This window comes from Myxococcus eversor, assembly GCF_010894455.1.
Taxonomy (GTDB): domain Bacteria; phylum Myxococcota; class Myxococcia; order Myxococcales; family Myxococcaceae; genus Myxococcus; species Myxococcus eversor.
Genome location: NZ_JAAIXY010000020.1, coordinates 12,748 through 30,537 on the forward strand (window position 1 = coordinate 12,748; position 17,790 = coordinate 30,537).

The window sequence follows — 17,790 nt, forward strand, 5'->3', positions numbered from 1 at the left end:
CGGGGTGCCCGTGACCGCCTTGCCCACTTCCTTCTATGCGCGGCCAGCCCTGGTGGTGGCTCGGGACCTTCTGGGAACCCTCCTCGTGGTGGTGGATGCCGCCGGCCAGCGCCGGGTGGGTCGCATCGTCGAGACGGAGGCGTACATCGGGGAGCACGACCTGGCCTGCCACGCCGCCAAGGGGCTCACCCCGCGCACGGAGGTCATGTTCGGTCCCCCGGGGCGGGCATACATGTACCTCATCTACGGCATGCACCACTGCTTCAACGTCGTCACGGACGCGCCGGGAGTCGCGGCGGCGGTGCTGGTGCGCGCGGTGGAGCCGGTGGAGGGACTGGAAGCCAAGGAGCGCACGGATGGGCCGGGAAAGCTGTGCAAGGCGCTGGGGCTGACGCTGGCGCACAACCGGCAGGAGCTGAGCTCACCGGGGCTGCACCTGCTGCCGGGGGTGGAGGTGGCGGAGGCGCGGGTGGAGCGGGGGCCGCGCATCGGCGTGGACTACGCGGGGGCGTGGGCGCACGAGCCCTTCCGGCTCTGGGTCCGGGACAGTCAACACGTCAGCAAGCGGCCTTCGACGAGAGCTCGCAACCGGCCTTGACGAAGGCGCTTCCGGCTGGTTGGGTGCGCCCCGCCATGTCCGACGAGGTCGCCACGGAAGATGATCGCCAGCTCCTCGCCCGCGCGCAGGATGGGGACATGTCCGCCTTCGAGGCCCTGGTGGAGTCGCACCAGGACAAGGTGTACGGTCTCGCCCTGCGGATGACCCGCTCCGAGGCGGACGCCGCCGAAATCACCCAGGACACCTTCCTGTCGGCCTACCAACATCTCAAGGATTTCCGCGGGGATGCGGCCTTCGGCTCCTGGGTGCACCGGATAGCGGCCAACCATGCGCTCATGCGCTTGCGCCACCGGCGGGTGACGCAGGCCGCCGAGGTGGAGCTCCAGGGGCCGGAGTTCACCCCCCGGGGTACGCTCGCGGACTACCCGGTGTCGGACTGGAGCCGGGACGCCGAGGAGAAGGCCCTGGACGCCGAGCTGGGGCAGGCCATCCGACAATCGGCGGATCGGCTGCCCGAGGGGTATCGTGAGGTCTTCCTCTTGAAAGACGTGGATGGCCTCAGTTACGAACAGATTGCAGAGGTGACGGGGGATTCCATTCCCGCCATCAAGAGCCGCCTGCACCGGGCTCGTCTCGCGCTTCGGGAGGCCATTGACGCCTTCTACAACCGGGACAATCGCGGGCCGTGAAACGCAACTGGGGGGCTCCGCATCTTCCGAAGCGAGGACGAGGGCGTGCCGCAGCCAGCCGAGGTTCGGATGTACACCTGTAAAGACTCAATCAACCTCCTGCTGGAATACCTCGAGGGCGAGATGTCGCCCGAGGAGTCGCGCCACCTCCAGGAGCACCTGTCGGGGTGCTCGCCCTGTGAGGAGTTCTTGAACACGTACCGGGCGACGCCCAGTCTGTGCAAGCGCGCGCTGGCGGCGAGGATGCCGAAGGAGGTCAGCTCCAAGCTGACGGAGTTCCTTCGCACCAAAATCAAGTCCGCCTCGTGAACCTGAAGCAACTGTCGCTGCCGGAGCTGGCCGAGGCGCTCGCGCCCTTCTCCCCGTCCCCCACCGCGGTCCGCAAGGTGTTCGCCGCCGTCTTCGCCCACGGGCTCGGCTCGGTGGAGGAAGTCGCGCGCTCGCCCCAGGTGCCCCGGCGGGTGTCGGACTACCTGAAGGCCCACGCCGAGATGCCCAGCCTCCAGGTGGTGGAGCGGCGGCGGGCGGACGACGGCTTCGTGAAGTACCTCTTCGACTCGCCCCTGGGCGGGCGGATTGAAGCCGTCCGGATTCCCATCTTCGACGAGAAGTACGTCGTCTGCGTGTCCAGCCAGGTGGGCTGCGCGCTGGCGTGCGACTTCTGCATGACGGGGAAGTTGGGTTTCAAACGGAACCTCCAGACTTGGGAGATTCTGGACCAGGTGCTTCAGGTGCGGGCGGAGGCGGACCGGCCGGTGCGGGGTGTGGTGTTCATGGGGATGGGGGAGCCGCTGCTCAACTACAAGGAGACGCTGCGGGCCGCGGGAATCCTCTCGAATCCGGCGGGCTTTTCGATTTCGGGGCAGTCCATCACCTTCTCCACGGCGGGGCATGTGCCGGCGATTCGGCGCTACACGAAGGAGGGGCATCCGTACCGGCTGGCCTTCTCGGTGACGAGCGCCATTCCGGAGAAGCGGATGAAGGTGCTTCCGATTGAGAAGACGCATCCGTTGCCGGAGCTGATTGAGGCGATTCGCGAGTACAGCCAGGTGCGGCGAGAGCGGGCGATGATTGCCTATGTGGCGATATCGGGCTTCAACCTGGAGCGGGAGGACGCAGAGGCGCTGAAGGTGGCCTTCGAGGGGATTCCCATCAAGGTGGACCTCATCGACGTGACGGACCCGACGGGGAAGTACCTGCCGCCGTCGGCGGAGGAGCTGAGCGCGTTCCGCGACTACTTGCAGGTCCTGAAGGCGCCGGTGGCGCGGCGGTATTCAGGGGGCAAGGAGATTGGGGCGGCGTGCGGCACGTTGGCGGCGACGCAGTACGGGGGCACGGTGATGCCGGTGCCCGTGCCTTCGCCCACCACGTGACAGTGTGCCCTGTCGGGCGAGCCGAGGGTGCGGGGTGGGGCGGATAGGGTTCCGTCCGTTTCCGGGGCCCTCCGGCTGGTGCCAAGGCATACGGGGAGCAGGCGATCCGGTGACGGAGGGGTGCACCCATGTCCCTGCTCTCGGAGTTCAAGCAGTTCGCCCTGAAGGGCAATGTCGTGGACCTGGCGGTGGCGGTGGTGCTGGGGAACGCTTTCTCCGCCATCGTGACGGCGGTGGTGGCGGACCTGGTGATGCCCGTGGTCGGCGCGGTGCTGCCGGGAGGTGACTGGCGCAACGCGACGGCGACGTCGCTGAACCTGCGGTGGGGGCACCTGCTGGGCGCGGTGCTGGATTTCCTCATCATCGCGTCGGTGCTGTTCATCGTGGTGGCGAAGGTGGGGCAGGTGTGGGCGAAGCACGGGAAGAAGGGTGAGCCCGCGCCGGCCACGACGAAGGTGTGCCCGGAATGCCGTGAGACGATTCCGGTGGAGGCACGGCGGTGCAGGGCGTGTACTTCGGTGCTGGTGATGGTGTGAGGGATTGCAGACGCTTCACACCGGACGAAGGCACGGTGGGAATCTCTCCGATGCGGTGAAGGCGCTACTCCGCTGGAGGGTCCCGATGCTTGCGCACGAGATACGCAGTGCCTTCGTCAACCCCGAGCGCAAGTGCCTTGTTGATGGGCTCGTCGAAGGAGCGTTCATCGTAGCCTTCGATTCGTTCTGCTGGGGAGGCTCTTGTCTGCTTGAGCCACAAGACAAGGATGCGGAGTGCCGTGGTCCGCACCTTGATGTCTTCGTGCTCGCAGAGATTGGGTAGCGTGAGTGTAAAACGCGCTCTTCCCCAGCCCCGCATCTTCGAGGCCATCAAGAGTGCGTTCCTGAGTTGTCGAGAAGTGCCGTCGCGCCGCTCGATGATGTTCATCAAGAAGTCGAAGGACTCCTGTTTCAGAGCCGTGAACTCGTCTCGGACAGAAGAGGGGATGAGGTTCGCCCTGGCCAGTTCCGCTTTGAGTCGTCGCCAGGGGCTCTTGGGAGTGTTCATGGTGAAGCCTGGATGCACCTGTCGGGCTATTTCTCGGTTGCGCTCAACCCCTATCAGCGCAGCAGGAGTTGCTCAAGTATCGCCCCCAGCGCGTCGTCCTTCGATACCGACAGCGTGAAGCAACGGCGCTGTCGACCCTGCTGATAACACTCGGCTGGCAACGCCTGCTGCGTCAATTGGCGTCGCGGAGGTGACCCCGAGCCAAACGCGCGCGCGGCCAAAGCGACCAAATTCAGGAGTCCTCATGGATTCTCCCAGAGCGTGGGCCATGCTGAGTTGCTGCTCGGCGCGAACTCTTCGAATCCCGCAAGGTGTCGTCCGGAAGTTGCTTCAGTCAAGCGAGCGGCTGTCTGGGCCGGACCCGTAGCAGTCCCTCGCTGCTCCTGATTTTGGAGAGGGCACAGGCCTGATCTGGAACCATGGCCCGTGCCCTCCCCGCAGAGGAGGGGGCCCCGCAGCCTGGAAGACCGCGAGCCCATCCTCACCTACCCCGGAGACAATCTTTCAGCCGGCATGATTATCGAATCGTGTTCGCCTCCTCTTCATTGTGCAAGTCGAAGACGGTGCCCTTGCCATGCTTCTCCTCAAGCATCATGTAGGCCTCTTCACCGTCGGTTGCCATCACGGTTACCCGGAAACCAGGCTCAGTCTGAGCGTGGCCCCCGATTTGGATGATTGCTCGGTACTCTTTCAAGTTCTTTTCGGTCATGTCGTGTCTATCTGAAGGGTGCGAGGCAGACATCACTATAGCAGAGGCCTTCGACGATGGTTCCCTTACCTCGCAGGATGCTCCTAATCTGGTCGGCCTCCAGCCTGCTGACATCATGGATTCTCACGTTGGGGGCAGCTCTCCATCGAAGCATGTCCTCCCTGAGGAAATTTGGCGCCGGAGTGATCTGGCCCCCGCGTGAGCCGTGAGCCCCCGAGAGAATGTGTACATCGCCCCGCTGGCGGGCGCTTTCCACAAGGTGAGCGAAGTCAAACTGGATGATCTTCCCGTTGGAGGTCCAGACCTCTCCACCTGCTGCATTCGTGGTCATGGAGAAAGACCCATGGGGCGGGGGGGCTTGAGTCGTGATGGCTCGAGCCATCTTGTCCAGCGCGCCACGAGCACTCTTGACGGGGGTTCTGAGCGCGGATGCAAAGCTACCTCCCGATTCGAGGGCGGAAAAGATGCTGGCGCCAGAGGCGAGTGTGTAGAAGGCTGTCTTCCCTGCGCCGACGACGCAGCGGCCGGTTTCCCCGTTGCCGCAGGCTGACTTTGTTTCGAGATAGCTCTCACCCGCTGACACGAATGGAACGAACTCGTTGATAGCGAAGCTGGCTGCGGCGAGTTTGCTGACAGGGGCGTACCTGTCATACGCCGCCGACGCATTCAACATGCTGTCGAGTTGCGAACCAACGAAGGCTTTGCTCGCGCGGCATCCCAGGTGTGGTCCACAGGGGACCATCTCCGCGCCTTCGTTAAAGCTCGCAGAAGCCTTGGTCAGCAGTGACGTCAGGGCTGACTTGGAGGAACCGGAACTCTGCCCGATGTCGTTCGTGTGGCGGGCATCGGGCTGGGCCTTGGCATCGTCGAGGGTCTCGACGCTGGGGACCCTGAGGTCGATGCGGGGCAGATACAGGGGCGGCTCCGCAGCATAGAAGGTCCGCTCCATCATGCTCTGGTTGAGTTGAGGAGCCCCCGTCCAGCCGCCGTCCCATCTGCTCACCAGTGTTCCACCATGAGGTGTGAAGCCACTCGGGTCTGTGTAGCGCGTGGGATTGTTCAGCACGTAGGCGTAGGCATTGTGTGCCTGCGCCGAACCCGGCTCGGCGATGACCGGGTCCACGCTGAGGAATTTCATCAGTCGTGGGTCATAGACACGCCCCCGCATGTTGATGAGGCTCAGTTCGTCGTCGTGCTCATGCCCCGTGAACCCCCTTCGCGCCCCAAAGTGGCCCGAGGTGAATGCTTGAGCCAGGTTGCTCGACTGCCTCCTGGCGCCGAAGGGCTCGTACTTGATGCGCTCCAGCACGGTGCCTGAAGCGTCGGTGACGGTGTCGGGGCTGCCCTGTGGGTCATTGAGGAAGTAGCGCGTGGACTCCGTGGAGGAGCCTTCGTCCCAGGAGACCTCGGCGATGACGCCCTCGGGACTGGGGATGCTGAGGATGTGGGTGGTGGTCAGTCCCTGCTTGCGACGCTGGTAGAGGCCCCCGAGATAGACGGTCTCATCGAGACCGTCTGCGGAACGCTTGCGGACGCGGGTGCCGGAGGCGTCGTAGTCGAAGAGGACGGTGCCACTCGACGAGGTGACGCTCTCGGGGAGGTTGAAGGAGGTGTACTGCACCGCGCGAACCAGGGCTCCCTGGGCATCGCGCGAGGCAATCTGGTTGCCACGGTGGTCGTACTCGTAGGTGAAGGACTCGGCGCCGAACTGGGCTTGTTTGACAGCGTGAGGGCCACCTGTGGTGCCTGACGTGTAGTCGAGCGTGGTGGAGGGCTCCGAGCCGGCGACGGGAGCGCGGCTGAGCATGTTGCCGAGCTTGTCGTACTGGAACTGGACGTCGAGGTTTTGGCAGTTCTGCTGCACCTTCCATCTCTCGAGGCGATCGAGCGCGTCGTAGGTATACTTCTGGGTAACGCCGAGCTCGAGGTCATGACGAGCCGAGAGATTGTTGTTCTCGGTGTGCTCGTAGGCGAGTCGCTGGACGCTGGTGCCTCCTTGCGTGGCCTCGGTGAAGCGCAGGCGGCCTTGGGTGTCATAGCGGAAGAGGCGTGCGACACCGTTGCCATAATGGGCTGTCTTCAGCCGGCCCATGCTGTCCTGCTCGTAGGCCCGCCAATAATTGGTGATGGAGTTGCTCCGGTAGATGCTCGAGAGGTCTCCTCGGTCCGAATACGAGCGGTTGATCGAGAAGGGCACTCCATTGAGCGCCACCGGATAGGTGAGGCGGCTCGTGCGGCCGTAGTCGTCATACTGACGGCTCATCACGAGCGCCTCGCCGTCAACGCGCTGCGCGACGTCCGTCTCGCGCCCGAAGGCATCAAAGATGTAGTCCGTGATGACGACCCCACCGGGGTTGCCGACTGGGGTCCGGGTCGCGCGCGTCAGGCGGCGCATGGCGCCCGGCCCGTCGTCGTACACGTAATCCAGATTCTCCTTCTGGTTGGCGGAGGAGAGGACGCGGCCGAGGAGGTCTCGCTGGTATTCGGTGGTGATGCGCCCGGCCGCGCCGGCGGAGGCGTCGGACTCGCTCTTGAGTTCGCCGAAGGCGTTGTAGAGGAAGAATCGGGTTCCCGCGTTGGGGTCGACGGTGTGCTCCAGGCGTCCCTTGGCGTCGTAGAAAAGGGAGTTCCGGTTGCCAGCCGGGTCGTCCATGAAGTCCAGGCGGCCGAACGGGCCGTAGGAGTACGTCATGGTCGCTTCCTTGGAGGTTCCCGCGGCCTCGGTGGCCTGTGTCATGAGCCCACGGAAGTCGACGAGCGTCTTCTTCACCTGGCCGAGTGCATCCGTGGCCATCGCCTGCGAGGAGTAGGGCGCAGGCGAGGAGTAGCTGAAGCTCTCGAGCAGCTTGCCGGAGAGGCCCGTGGTGCCATCGCCGAAGCGGCGAGCGGTGATTCGGTTGAGTGCGTCGTACTCGTAGCCTTCCCACGTGGACTGCTCGCTACCGGTCCTGGGCATCTCCCGCTTCACCAAGCGCCCGAGGGCGTCGTAGGTGGCGGTGGAGCTCACCATTTGTCCGTCGAAGCGCGCGGACTGATTCACCACCGGACGCCCCATCGCGTCGAAGCGGGTGAGGGACTCATCCTTCATGGCGGCGCTCGTGGCCACCTGGGTTCGGTGCTGCGGCAGGGGCCCGTTCCATTCGTAGTGTGTCTCGACGATGGACTTGTTCGCGGGTGCCTCGGAGGGGCCGCGGTACATTGGCGTGACAATGCGCTGGCGACCGAAGCCGTCGTATTGGAAGCGCACGTGGACGCCATTGGGGTCGGCCGTTTGAGCGAGGACCCCCAGGCCCGGATGGAAGAGATACCGCCAGGTGGCGCCTTCGGCATCCGTGGTGGTGGAGAGTTGCGTCTGGTCGAGGCCGTCGTACTCCACTGACTCGGAACGCGTGACACCACTGCCTTGCTGAGACACCCGCTCGACGAGGCCCTTGGTGTTTCGGGTGAAGATCGTCTTGAGGTACGTCTCCGAGGTGGTGGGAGTCACGGCCTCGCCAATGAGCGACGGCTCGTTCTCCGCGCTCTCGACCTGACCGTGCGAACCAAAGGTCACCTGCTGCGTGCGAACGTTGGCGGCGTCGGGTTGTCCCGAGCAGCCGATCGCAGGGGCCCTGGGGCAGGACATCCAGGACGTGCTGACGGTCCAGGTGCCTTGGGGTAGCCAGGTGCTGGTGTTGAAGTCCGGCACGGTGAGCGTCTTCACCTGCTCGGTCGTGTTCGCCCCGTGGATGAGCACGGTCTGCGCGAGCGGGGTGCCGTATACATCCAGCGAGGTGAGCGTCTCCGACTCGGAGACGACCGTCGAGGAGCCGTTCCTGATTTCGCGAACCGTCTCGACGATGCGGCTGGGGTACTGCTGGTACGTCGAAGCATAGGCCGCGGGCGTGCGGGTATAGAACCACTGGCGCTGCGTCTGGAGGCGGGTGTTCGCATCCGTCGGTACTTCGACGGTCTCCTCCCTGGGCAGGTGTGCCAGGGGAGCCATCGCCTGGCGGTTCGCGACCTCGACCGTCGTTCTGTTGTCGTAGGTGGTGGTGGTGCGAGTCCCCGTCACCTCGTCGATGACGATGCGCTGCCCGAAACCCAACCAGCCCAGTCCTCGCGTATCAGAGAGCCCATCTCGATAGAGATGGCGCCAGCTCTGCACTCGCTGGTCATTGGAGTTGATGGACATGCGCGACACGACCCGCATCGTTTCGGGCGGCAGTCGCAGCCATGGCGGCATCGTCGGCGCCGCCGTGTAGCTCTTGGTATAGAAAGGCTCGCTCGGTGCGACGGCACCGTGCGGATTGTTCTGGGAGAGCGGTGCGTACTCGAACGAGTAGTTCAGGCCGGAGTAGCCTTGGTGGTTGGCTCGCTGGATGTTGCCGTGCACCCGCTTGAGTTCGTCCACCGGCTTCAGGCGACGCGCGATGCGCAACTCGTTTCCTGAGCGGTAGGTGAAGTCCAGGATGCCATCGTTGTTGACGTCGATGACCTGGGACCACTCCTTGTTGTCCCCGCTGGGAAGAGAAAGGTCCTCGTATCGGCTGAACTCTCCTTGTGCACCCGCGAGCAAAAGCCGAACCGGGCTGCCCGGCCTGAAAATCGCGAAGTCGATCCGTCCGTCGCCATCGAAGTCGCCGTGTTCCGTCTTGGCGAAATGAAGCCGGCTTGCGAAGTCGCCGTTCACACTGGTCTCATGAATCTCCGTGAAACCCGCGCCCGTGTTGAGCTGCACTCGGAGTTTCAAGGGTTCAGTCAGAGGGCCCCTCTGGTGCAGGGTCACGGCGTCCTGCAAACCATCCCCATTGACGTCCACGAGGTGGAACGAATCGAAGATCACTCCCGATCCAGATGGCACCTCTGGAGCAATTCGTACGGTGGTCTTGATTGGCTTCAGTGCAGCGAAATCTGGCGTGCTCGCTGCGTTCTCTCGATAGACAAGTGCATCGAGGAACGTGCTGCTCACAGGGCCTCTACCCAACAGGCTCATCTTTCCGCTTCCATCAAGGTCGATGGCGCGCACGCCGGTGCTGGACTGTTGGAAGTATCCGACTGGAGATTTCGCGGTCTTCCTTCCCCGGGCAGTCTCCGTGACAGCCACACTGCGCTTGGCTGGAACAATGTTGTCGGAGTCTCCCGTCAAGTCGATTTCGTGTTGCCCCATCCACACGCGCTCGTTGCGGCCATCTCCATCGACGTCGAGCCAGTACTGGGAGTTCGGCTCCGAGCCACTGACTTGCTGCTTGGGGTCACCGGCACGGGCATAGCCATACCTGGGGACAGGGTGCCCACCGGAATCGGATTTGTCCCAGTCGCAGGAAAGCGGCGTGACGGTGGAGCGACCAGCGCCGTCCCAATCCGTCACGACAGGGTACAGGTTGCGCTCATGGCGCTCCCCGCAGAAGTCGCCTGGATCGTTGTCTCCGAAGACGAAGTCCCAGACGTCCTCGAGCCAACTGGTTCCTTCGATATTGAAGTAGGGAAACCAGATTGAGCCACCCGTGACATCCGAGGCCACGAGCGATGGCGACTCCGCGTCCGGAAACTGCAACAGCCGCATTGTGTCCTGCCAGAGTTGCGCCTTGAAGTCTGTGGTCACCCCGGAAACGTCATCAGTCCAGACGCCGTCGTCCTCGCTCTTCTTGTCGGACCGGACGAAGTACGCGAGACCCTGGCGTCCAGCGCCCAGGCCAAAGGCATTCAGGCCCGCGCCCGCAGCGGCATCGCTGACGTTCTGAGCTGGCGAGTATTGGAAATCCCAGGAACCCTGTTCCCAGTCGAAGCGCACGGGCGTCTTGCAGATGTCTTTACCGTCGCACTCTTGGAATTCCGTCAGGAGGCTTCGCTTGCTGATGGAGCCCAACAGGTACTTCAGCTTGTACGAGCGCAGCAGCACGGTGGACAGGTTGCTGGCGCCCGCTGCGAGACCAGGGGCCTTCATGTCGATTCGAGAGAGTCGAAAGTCGCGGCCGACCTTGACGCCCGCCAGATAGCCGGTGAAGACATCAGGCCGGGATTCGTAGTGGAAGCTGACCTCTCGCTGCCCCGGTTCAATGGTGCCAGACGCGTCGCGGAACTGCGTGTAGGTGATGCGCATGGGGCGATGCCAGGCGCCCGAGGCGGCACCAAGGGGAGCCTGCTCGTAGAACACGTCCATCCGGTTGCCGAAGCGGTCCTCGACGGCGGCGAGCGCCCAGGCGAGGGTCACCGAGTCAGTCCAGCCGACTTGGATGCTCCCTCCTGGACCCTGGTCGAGCCGCTCGTACCTCCCCTGGATGAGGGCGTCGTCGCGATGACCTCCATGCCCTGTCGAAGTGCGCCCGTAGGTCCGGATGAGTCCATCACGCCCGCGCACCTCGAACGTCGCTGGCGCCATGCCGTGCCTGTCAAGCTCACGGATGGATGAATAGGTATCTTGCTCCGTCTTGAATGAGGGATAGCCCGTGGCGACGAGCCGAGTGCCATCCAAACAATACACGGGGCTGTATTCGTCGATATCGTCCAGGCCCGCGCCTGGGAAGAAGTCGATGGCTTGGAGCTTGCCGTCCCTTGCGAAGGAGTTGGGGCACAGGGTGATCTGCGACAGCCCTGCGAGGTTGAACCCGGGCCCAATCGGCCCATCGCTTCCCTGGCTGCCGTAGACAACCGAGAGCGAGGGTTGAATGCCCGCGCGCCCCGGTGGAACCCAGAGGGGAAGTGAAACGACCGCGGAGCCGCTCGTGGTCACATCCGCCGTGAAGGGGGTTATCCCGGGGACCTGTTCGTTGGCCGGACCCGTGTCGAGAATCGTGTCCGAGCGCAGTTCAAAGGGAATGCCTTGCTGCGCCCCAAGGGCCTTATCCATCTGGATGCGTGTTGTGTCCTCCGCTTCAGAGGACGGGGATGCTCCTGGCATGCAACTGATGAGCTGCGCTCCATAAAAGAGCAAGGTGAGGTGTGCAGTCAGGAAGCGAAAGATTGAAGATGGAGGTCTTGAGTCTGGGCTCATGTCGAGTCGCCGTTCATGAAGATGTGGCTGTGGCCGCGCCTGGACGCCAGGACGTCATCTCCCGGTGCCAGCCATGGCGGGGTCGAAAGAAAAGCGGCTACTAGCAGCGGGACTGTTCGCAGACACCGGACTCATCCGGTGCTCCCGAGCAGTTGTTGTCGATACCGTCGCAGACTTCGACTGCCCCTGGTCTTATGTCGGCCCGGTTGTCGTCACAGTCCCCCGGAGTCCGGGATGTATTCGCGGGCTGTCGACAGGCGCTCTGGGGCTCCCAGTTGGCGCCATGGCCATCGTGGTCCTGGTCTGCGAAGAACTGGACCCAGGTGGAGGTGTCGCTGGCGTCATCAGGCAGGCCACTGCAATCTTCGTCGAGGCCGTTGGCACAGACCTCCGTACGAGGTTGACCTGGAACGCAGACGCCATGGTCCCCCCATTCGCACATCTGCCTTGGAGGCTTGCCGTCCTCGGTCTCTTCCTCCCAGCAGCCCATTGCGCATGCGGCAACGCTGCGAATGCAGGCACCGACACCACACGTCTTGGGCGGAACGTCGTCCACCTGCCCATTGCAGTCGTTGTCGACCTGGTCGCAGGACTCCGTCGCGGGAGGACGCGGCGTACAGGTCTGCTCCATGCCGTTGACACAGGACTGGATGCTGGCCGCGCAGGCTCCCACGCCACAGTGCTTCAGGGCACCTGGGCGCACCGCTGCGTTGGCATCGTTGCAATCCAGGCCACTGGATGACGTCCCGGCAGGCAGGCTGCAACTGGTTCCAATTGGGGCCCCCGCTCCATGCCCATCGCCGTCCCCGTCGCGATAGAGCGTCAGCAGGACGCCTTCGTCGGCGGTCCCATTACAGTTGTCGTCCGCTCCGTTGCAGACTTCGGCTCGAGGCGTGCCCGGCTTGCAGATATTCGCCCCCCAGGTGCACACCTCAACGGGTGGTTTCCCATCGCGGGGCTCTTCCCACTCGCAGTGGTTGGCGCAGGCCGCCACGGTTCGCTGGCAGAGGCCCACACCACAGGAGACCGGCGGCAGGTCATCCACCAGTCCATTGCAGTTGTTGTCGACCTGGTCGCACACTTCCGTGGTCGCGGGCTTGGGGATGCAAGCTGACTCGGCACCGTTGACGCATGCCGGGATGCTGTTGGTGCATGCTCCAATCCCGCAGGACTTGAAGGCTCCGGGTTTGATGGATGTCGAGCCATCGTTACAGTCGGTGGCATCCGTGACGTAGCCGGCAGGCTTTCCACACGCATCCTTCCAGTTGCCCGGGGCTCCGAAGCCGTCGCCGTCCGCGTCGCGGTAGTACCTCACCCATTGCCATAGGGAGGCATTGTTGTCGTCACAATCACTGTTGTTGGTGACCCACCCTTGGGCCAGGCAGCCTTGTCGTCCAGGGCCGGCGCCTTTATGGTCTCCATCCGTATCTCGATAGAGGGTGAGGGTGACTCCCTCGTCGATGAGGTCGTCACAATCGTTGTCGAGCCCATCACAACGTTCGGGCTCGCAGACATCCGGCGGCGGTTCGCAGCCGTTGCAGCCCATGGGAGCCACGCTCGTTCCCGCATCCAGTGATAGCGATGTGACTACCGGCTGCGCTGCCAGCGTCGGGAGAGCCATGGTGATGGCGAGGAGTGCGAACCGACGGGCATGGCGGTGCCACTGCCGCGTGTCGGCACGGGAGGTTCGAGGCATGGTGAGCTTTCAGAGCTGGCGAGGTAGTCGTCTCGCGAGACGTCTGGCTGTAGGCCGAACCCGCCCGGCTCCCGCCGGTGGAGGACTCAGCGGTCGCCAGATGCGCTCGCGGTGTCCACGTGTTCTGCAATGGACGCGCCGCGAGCTTTGGGAGGCGCATGTCCACGTCGCGGGCGAGCAGTCCGTCCATGGGGCGGGACGTGCATCCAGCCGGCGCTGGGTGGGCAAAGACCTACGCTGAGATCAGCGTGGCTTCTCTGGGCGCGAATTGCTCATGACGGTCGGTGCGATGATGCCAGCGGGCTTTCAGGGGAGCGGCTGCTCGGGCCGGACCCGTAGCTGGTCCTCGCTGATGGACTTGAGCTCCGAGACGCGGAGTCTCCTGTAGACGATCTGCCTCGCGACCCGTGCTACCGCCTCGGGGAGGTCGCTGAGTCGCACGGGGACTGTTGGTGCGGCGGTGCGCTGATAGGGGGCCCCCGTGGAACGAGGAGTCGAAGGCATAGAGCCCCCTCGCCGCCATCTGTTGCCATGGGTCCCCCGGTTCGGAGAGCTGCCCGGGTTCGGGTATCGACTCCGTGCCTGGCGCCATGGACCGGATGGCGGAAATCGCCTGGTCGTGTGCGTCGACATCTTGGAGGAACTCGTCTGGCGCATAACCACCGCCCGCGGTGCTGAAGAAACCTACGAATCCGTCCTGGTCGCAGGCCAGCCAGTCGTACTCAAACCCCTGAATGGAATCTTGGGTCTCTTGGGCCATGGGGCCTTGTCGGCTGGCGTCGGGTTGGATTGGAGGGACTCAGCGTGACGAACTGGACCGTAGCTTGTCCTCGTGCAGGATTTTCTGGTGCCATTCCAGGGTCTGACGCAAGTGCCACGCTTCATTCTCCTCCAAGGTCAGGCCCTTCGGGATTGATGCATCAATCCGCTGAGCCTCGCTGTAGAGCTGCAGGAATGTCGCGCGCCACTCCCACCCATCGAAGCACGTCAGGTGGAAGCATCCATCGGAATAGGACCACGGGGAGTGCCCGCGCGGAAGGAAGGCCGGGAACATTCTCAAGTCCTCGGTAGACTCGATGATGCGCTCACAGATGAGACACCTGCTGTGTCCCGAAAAGAAGTGTGCCATGGCGGAAGAGGATTCCTGAAAAGCGGCCATGCCACAACTTGAGGGACGCCCGTTCATTCGATCATGAGCCCGTTGACGAAGACTCAGCTCTTTCCTCGAAGAGGCGCCAGGGTCGTCGGCTCGTGTGGGATTCATCTGCGAGGGGATTGAAGCGAGGACTCCTTGGCGCAGATGGGAGGGCCTTCGTATCTCCCCGCGTGTTCGAGTTCCTCCATCAACGTGCGGAGTTGCTCGAAGCGTGGCCAGGCTGCCAGGTGGGTCGAATGGAAGTGGAGGAAGTTGAACTCGTACAACGGAGATGTGGAGTCGCTCGTGAGCAGTTCCGTGTTGCACCAGTTCTCATGAATCTCTTCTCCACAGGTCGTGCAGATGCCCTTGGCACGCTTGACTCGCCGGAGTCTTTCATTGCTGAGCGTGAGTGCCAGGGTCGTCAAGGGATGAGCCTCGAAGCACTCCATGTGAAAGGAGCGACCGGAAAGCGCGAAGAGTGGGTCTTGTCGATTCCTCACGAAGTGGGGCAGTGAGGCGCCAGGTGTCTCATTGATGGGTTCCTCGCAGATGCCGCACCTGTTTCCGCGAATGAATGCCATGGCTGCACCAGATGCTACTTGAAGAAGAGAGCGGCGCACTCGCTCGCTCGCGTTGAGTTGATGGGGCCCTTTGCTTTTCGAGTGCTTGCATGCGGGATGCTCAGAGACCGTATCGGTCCGCGTACTCGTGACGCAGCGTGCCTCGATACCAGCCATCAAACGAGTCGAAGACCTGCGTCGGCTCTCCCGGATGCTTGTCGAACCAGGCAAAGCGCCCATCAATCGGGTGAAAAGCGGAGAGGCCGAGGCCGACATGGAAGACGACCCAGTCGGGCGGAAGTCCGGCCCTCCGATAACTGGAGGTGATGCCGTCGATGTCGTCCCCGGTTGTTGGATCTCCAGCGGGGGAAAGAAACGTCTCCGTCTCAAACGCCTCTCCGCCTCCCGTCGACGACCAGAATCGTAGCAGGTCCGTGGGGACACTTCCGTGTCCCATCGCCCAGCGGCGGAGCGTGTCTTCGGGTAGGGGACTCCTCCAGCAGAACAGCATGGGCCGCTTCACCGCATCTGTTTCTATGGAGCTGGTGGACTGCAAGGAACTCCTCCCGAAGACTGACCTGTAGCCCCTGTGACCAGCATACGCCCACGTGAGTCCAGGGCAGGGACTTTCTGACACCACCCGCATGCGCGGAGGCCGACATCGATGGGGCCGCGGGCGCGACTTGCGACGCGCACCTGCCCCCTGCTCACCGAGGAGGCCCCGCGACCTGGAAGACCGCGAGCCCATCCTCATCTACCCCGGAGCCGATCTTTCATCCGGCATGGTTATCGAATCGTGTTCGCATCCTCTTCATTGTGCAGGTCGAAGACGGTGCCCTTGCCATGCTTCTCCGCAAGAAGCATGTAGGCCTCTTCAACGTCGGTTGCCATCACGGTGACTCGCAGACCAGGCTCAGTCTGAGCGTTGCCCCCGATCTGGATGATTGCTCGGTACTCTCTCAAGTTCTTTTCGGTCATGTCGTGTCTATTCCGTGGCTCATGGCCCAGTGGCGGAGCGTGTCTTCGGGTAGGTGATTCCTCCAGCGGAACAGCATGGGCCGCCTCACGGCGTCTTTTTCGAGGGTGCTGGTGGGGTGCAAGGAACTCCTCCCGAACCCGTGACCAGCATACGCCCACGTGAGTCCAGGGCAGGGACGTTCTTCGACCTTGGCCCCCCCTACGTGGAGGTCGACACCGAGGCGGCGGCAGGCGTGGCTTGCGGCGCACGCCTGCGCTTCACGCACGGCCGCCATCGATGGGGCTTCAGCGGTTTGCTCCAGGCTCGAAGCGGGCGAGGAAGACCTTGAACTGCAATGAGACGAAGAGGGGGCGCGGCGTCACCAGTGAGGCCTGTGCGAGCAGCGCGAACATGGCTGCGTCGGACCCGATGGGGCGAATCTCCGCCATTCGCTTGCGCCGATGCTCCAGTGCCTCGGCCGGGACTCCATGGGCCCGCAGCCGTCGGAATTCCACGTCCATCAGCTCGGGGTCATTGCCGACACGGCAACCCACGACGAAGGGCGCTCCGGGCTTGAGTCGCCGCGTCGCCTCTCGCAGCAGCTCGAGGCGGGCTTCCTCGCCCTCTACATGGTGCAGCACGCCCATCATCTGAGCGCCGTCGAAGGGTGGCCCGGGAGGCAGGGTCTTCAGCTCGCCCACGTGCAGGTGCGTCCGAGAAAGCAGGCCCTCGGTCTCCAGTCGCTTCCGGGCAACATCGAGCATGGCCTCGGACGGGTCCACGCCCGTGAAGCGCCAGCCGGGAACATCGAAGCGCAAATAGGGCAGCAGCTCCGCGCCCGTGCCCATGCCCACGAAGAGGATGGAGGCGGCCTCCCGGCCGTCGAGCTGGGCTGTCAGCGCGCTGACGCCGAGCTCATACACGGCCGGGGCGCCGGCGAGGTTGATGGCGGCCTGGGCGTCATAGTGGGCGGCGCGGTCGGCGCCGAAGCCCGGCACGATGTGGTGGGCGGAGTGTGTCGGGTGTTCATGGGCCATGACGTGTCCTCGATGGACCCGCTGAAGGCGGGCGATTATTCGAGGATGGGCGTCGGGAGGCCGCACCGGTAGAGCGGGGATTCAGGCCGCATCGGCGGATTGTCTGGCGAGTTCGGGCTCGCCGCCTTCATCCAAGGTTGGCTCCGGACCGGCAGGCAGAGCGGCAGGAGAGGGGTGGCAGGCCGAGTCGGAAGACGATGGCCACCCACGAGTGAGGGGCCACTGGAGGCGCGATGGTCAGGACATTCGCGCGAGGTGCTTGCGCGCGACCGCCTCTGTATTCTCCTGGACGCCCAAGGCGAGGGCCTCGCGAAGGAGCGCCGCGCACAAACGAGCATCGTCGTAAGGGATTCGTTCACCGGGGGCCATCCTGTTCAAGTCGAGCAGGATGAGGAGGATGCGTACGGCCGTCTCCCTCAGTCCGGGCTCTTCGTGGATGCAGAGGCTGGGGAGTGCTCTCGCAAGACGTGTCCGGTCCCAATGTCGCATCGTGAATGCCGTCGAGAGCGCATTTACAAGCTGACGCGTTGACCCGTCACGCTGCTCGACGATGCTCATCACGAAGTCGAAGCCCTCGGCCTTCAGTGAAGTGAACTCACGCTCGACTGGATAAGGAAGGCTGCCAGCCCTGGCCAGTTCTGCCTTGAGCCGTCGCCAAGGGGACTTGGGCCGGAGGTCGGCGAGTGGCGCCAGGACCCGGTGACGACAGCTCCGCGGAAACACCACGTCCAGCGAGTAGGCATCCCCGGGCTGCCAGCTCCGGGAGGACTCCTCCAACACGCGCACGTAGGCACCAAGGTCTTCGGCGGAGAGAGTGGGAAGTTCGTCATGAAGGAGGCTGATTCTTCCAGCGGGAAGCCAGGAGAGGTCTCCGAGGACTTCCGAGAGCGCATCCCAATTCTGGCCCAAGTGGGCTGGCAACCGGAGCGCTGCTTCGAGCGCGTTCATCAACTGCTGCTTGCTCGAGACTCCGGAGGGGATGCGTGCGACGTGCGTCCCGGCGGGCTGAAGCTCTCCCGGATTCTTGTCGAAGCGAAGTGGCATGGTGCGCTGG

Annotated in this window: 13 protein-coding genes; 5 read left to right on the top strand and 8 right to left on the bottom strand. The window is 63.8% G+C overall.

What is annotated here, in order from left to right:
* Window positions 1-10: 10 nt before the first annotated feature.
* The 5 genes from G4D83_RS33410 (at window position 11) to mscL (ending at window position 3,157) form a co-directional block, all read left to right on the top strand.
* The gene (locus G4D83_RS33410; RefSeq protein WP_163868934.1) at window positions 11-598 is read left to right on the top strand and encodes a DNA-3-methyladenine glycosylase; all 588 of its coding nucleotides are present in this window, start codon (window positions 11-13) and stop codon (window positions 596-598) included.
* Window positions 599-633: 35 nt separating this feature from the next.
* A complete protein-coding gene (locus G4D83_RS33415; RefSeq protein WP_163868935.1) occupies window positions 634-1,248 on the top strand; it encodes an RNA polymerase sigma factor in 615 nt (204 codons plus the stop codon).
* A 69-nt stretch (window positions 1,249-1,317) separates the two neighbouring features.
* The gene (locus tag G4D83_RS33420; RefSeq protein WP_141640579.1) at window positions 1,318-1,557 is read left to right on the top strand and encodes an anti-sigma factor family protein; all 240 of its coding nucleotides are present in this window, start codon (window positions 1,318-1,320) and stop codon (window positions 1,555-1,557) included.
* Window positions 1,554-2,621 carry a radical SAM protein gene (locus G4D83_RS33425; RefSeq protein ID WP_163868936.1) on the top strand — a complete coding sequence of 356 codons (1,068 nt, stop codon included), beginning with the start codon at window positions 1,554-1,556 and terminating at the stop codon, window positions 2,619-2,621. Before G4D83_RS33420 ends, G4D83_RS33425 begins: the two co-directional genes overlap by 4 nt.
* Before the next feature lie 128 nt (window positions 2,622-2,749).
* On the top strand, window positions 2,750-3,157 hold the full coding sequence (gene mscL, locus G4D83_RS33430; protein WP_205522778.1) for a large conductance mechanosensitive channel protein MscL: 408 nt from the start codon (window positions 2,750-2,752) through the stop codon (window positions 3,155-3,157).
* Between the two features lie 64 nt (window positions 3,158-3,221).
* Here the strand turns inward: mscL and G4D83_RS33435 are convergent, their stop codons facing one another.
* From G4D83_RS33435 to G4D83_RS33480, 8 genes are all read right to left on the bottom strand, one after another.
* Entirely contained in the window at window positions 3,222-3,665 is a 444-nt protein-coding gene (locus tag G4D83_RS33435; RefSeq protein WP_163868937.1) for a hypothetical protein, read from the bottom strand.
* 517 nt (window positions 3,666-4,182) lie between these two features.
* Window positions 4,183-4,374: a hypothetical protein gene (locus G4D83_RS45675; RefSeq protein WP_205522779.1), complete on the bottom strand. Its 192-nt coding sequence runs from the start codon at window positions 4,372-4,374 to the stop codon at window positions 4,183-4,185.
* Window positions 4,375-4,381: 7 nt separating this feature from the next.
* Window positions 4,382-11,203: an RHS repeat-associated core domain-containing protein gene (locus G4D83_RS33440; RefSeq protein ID WP_163868938.1), complete on the bottom strand. Its 6,822-nt coding sequence runs from the start codon at window positions 11,201-11,203 to the stop codon at window positions 4,382-4,384.
* A 244-nt stretch (window positions 11,204-11,447) separates the two neighbouring features.
* Window positions 11,448-12,893 (bottom strand): putative metal-binding motif-containing protein, encoded by a 1,446-nt coding sequence (locus G4D83_RS46490; protein ID WP_240356909.1) that lies wholly within the window; start codon window positions 12,891-12,893, stop codon window positions 11,448-11,450.
* A 1,969-nt stretch (window positions 12,894-14,862) separates the two neighbouring features.
* A complete protein-coding gene (locus tag G4D83_RS33465) occupies window positions 14,863-15,252 on the bottom strand; it encodes an SMI1/KNR4 family protein (protein ID WP_163868939.1) in 390 nt (129 codons plus the stop codon).
* A 275-nt stretch (window positions 15,253-15,527) separates the two neighbouring features.
* Window positions 15,528-15,719 carry a hypothetical protein gene (locus tag G4D83_RS33470; protein ID WP_163868940.1) on the bottom strand — a complete coding sequence of 64 codons (192 nt, stop codon included), beginning with the start codon at window positions 15,717-15,719 and terminating at the stop codon, window positions 15,528-15,530.
* A 285-nt stretch (window positions 15,720-16,004) separates the two neighbouring features.
* Entirely contained in the window at window positions 16,005-16,736 is a 732-nt protein-coding gene (locus G4D83_RS33475; RefSeq protein ID WP_163868941.1) for a class I SAM-dependent methyltransferase, read from the bottom strand.
* Window positions 16,737-16,973: 237 nt separating this feature from the next.
* Window positions 16,974-17,780, bottom strand: a complete 807-nt coding sequence (locus G4D83_RS33480; protein WP_163868942.1) for a barstar family protein — start codon at window positions 17,778-17,780, stop codon at window positions 16,974-16,976.
* Window positions 17,781-17,790 lie beyond the last annotated feature (10 nt).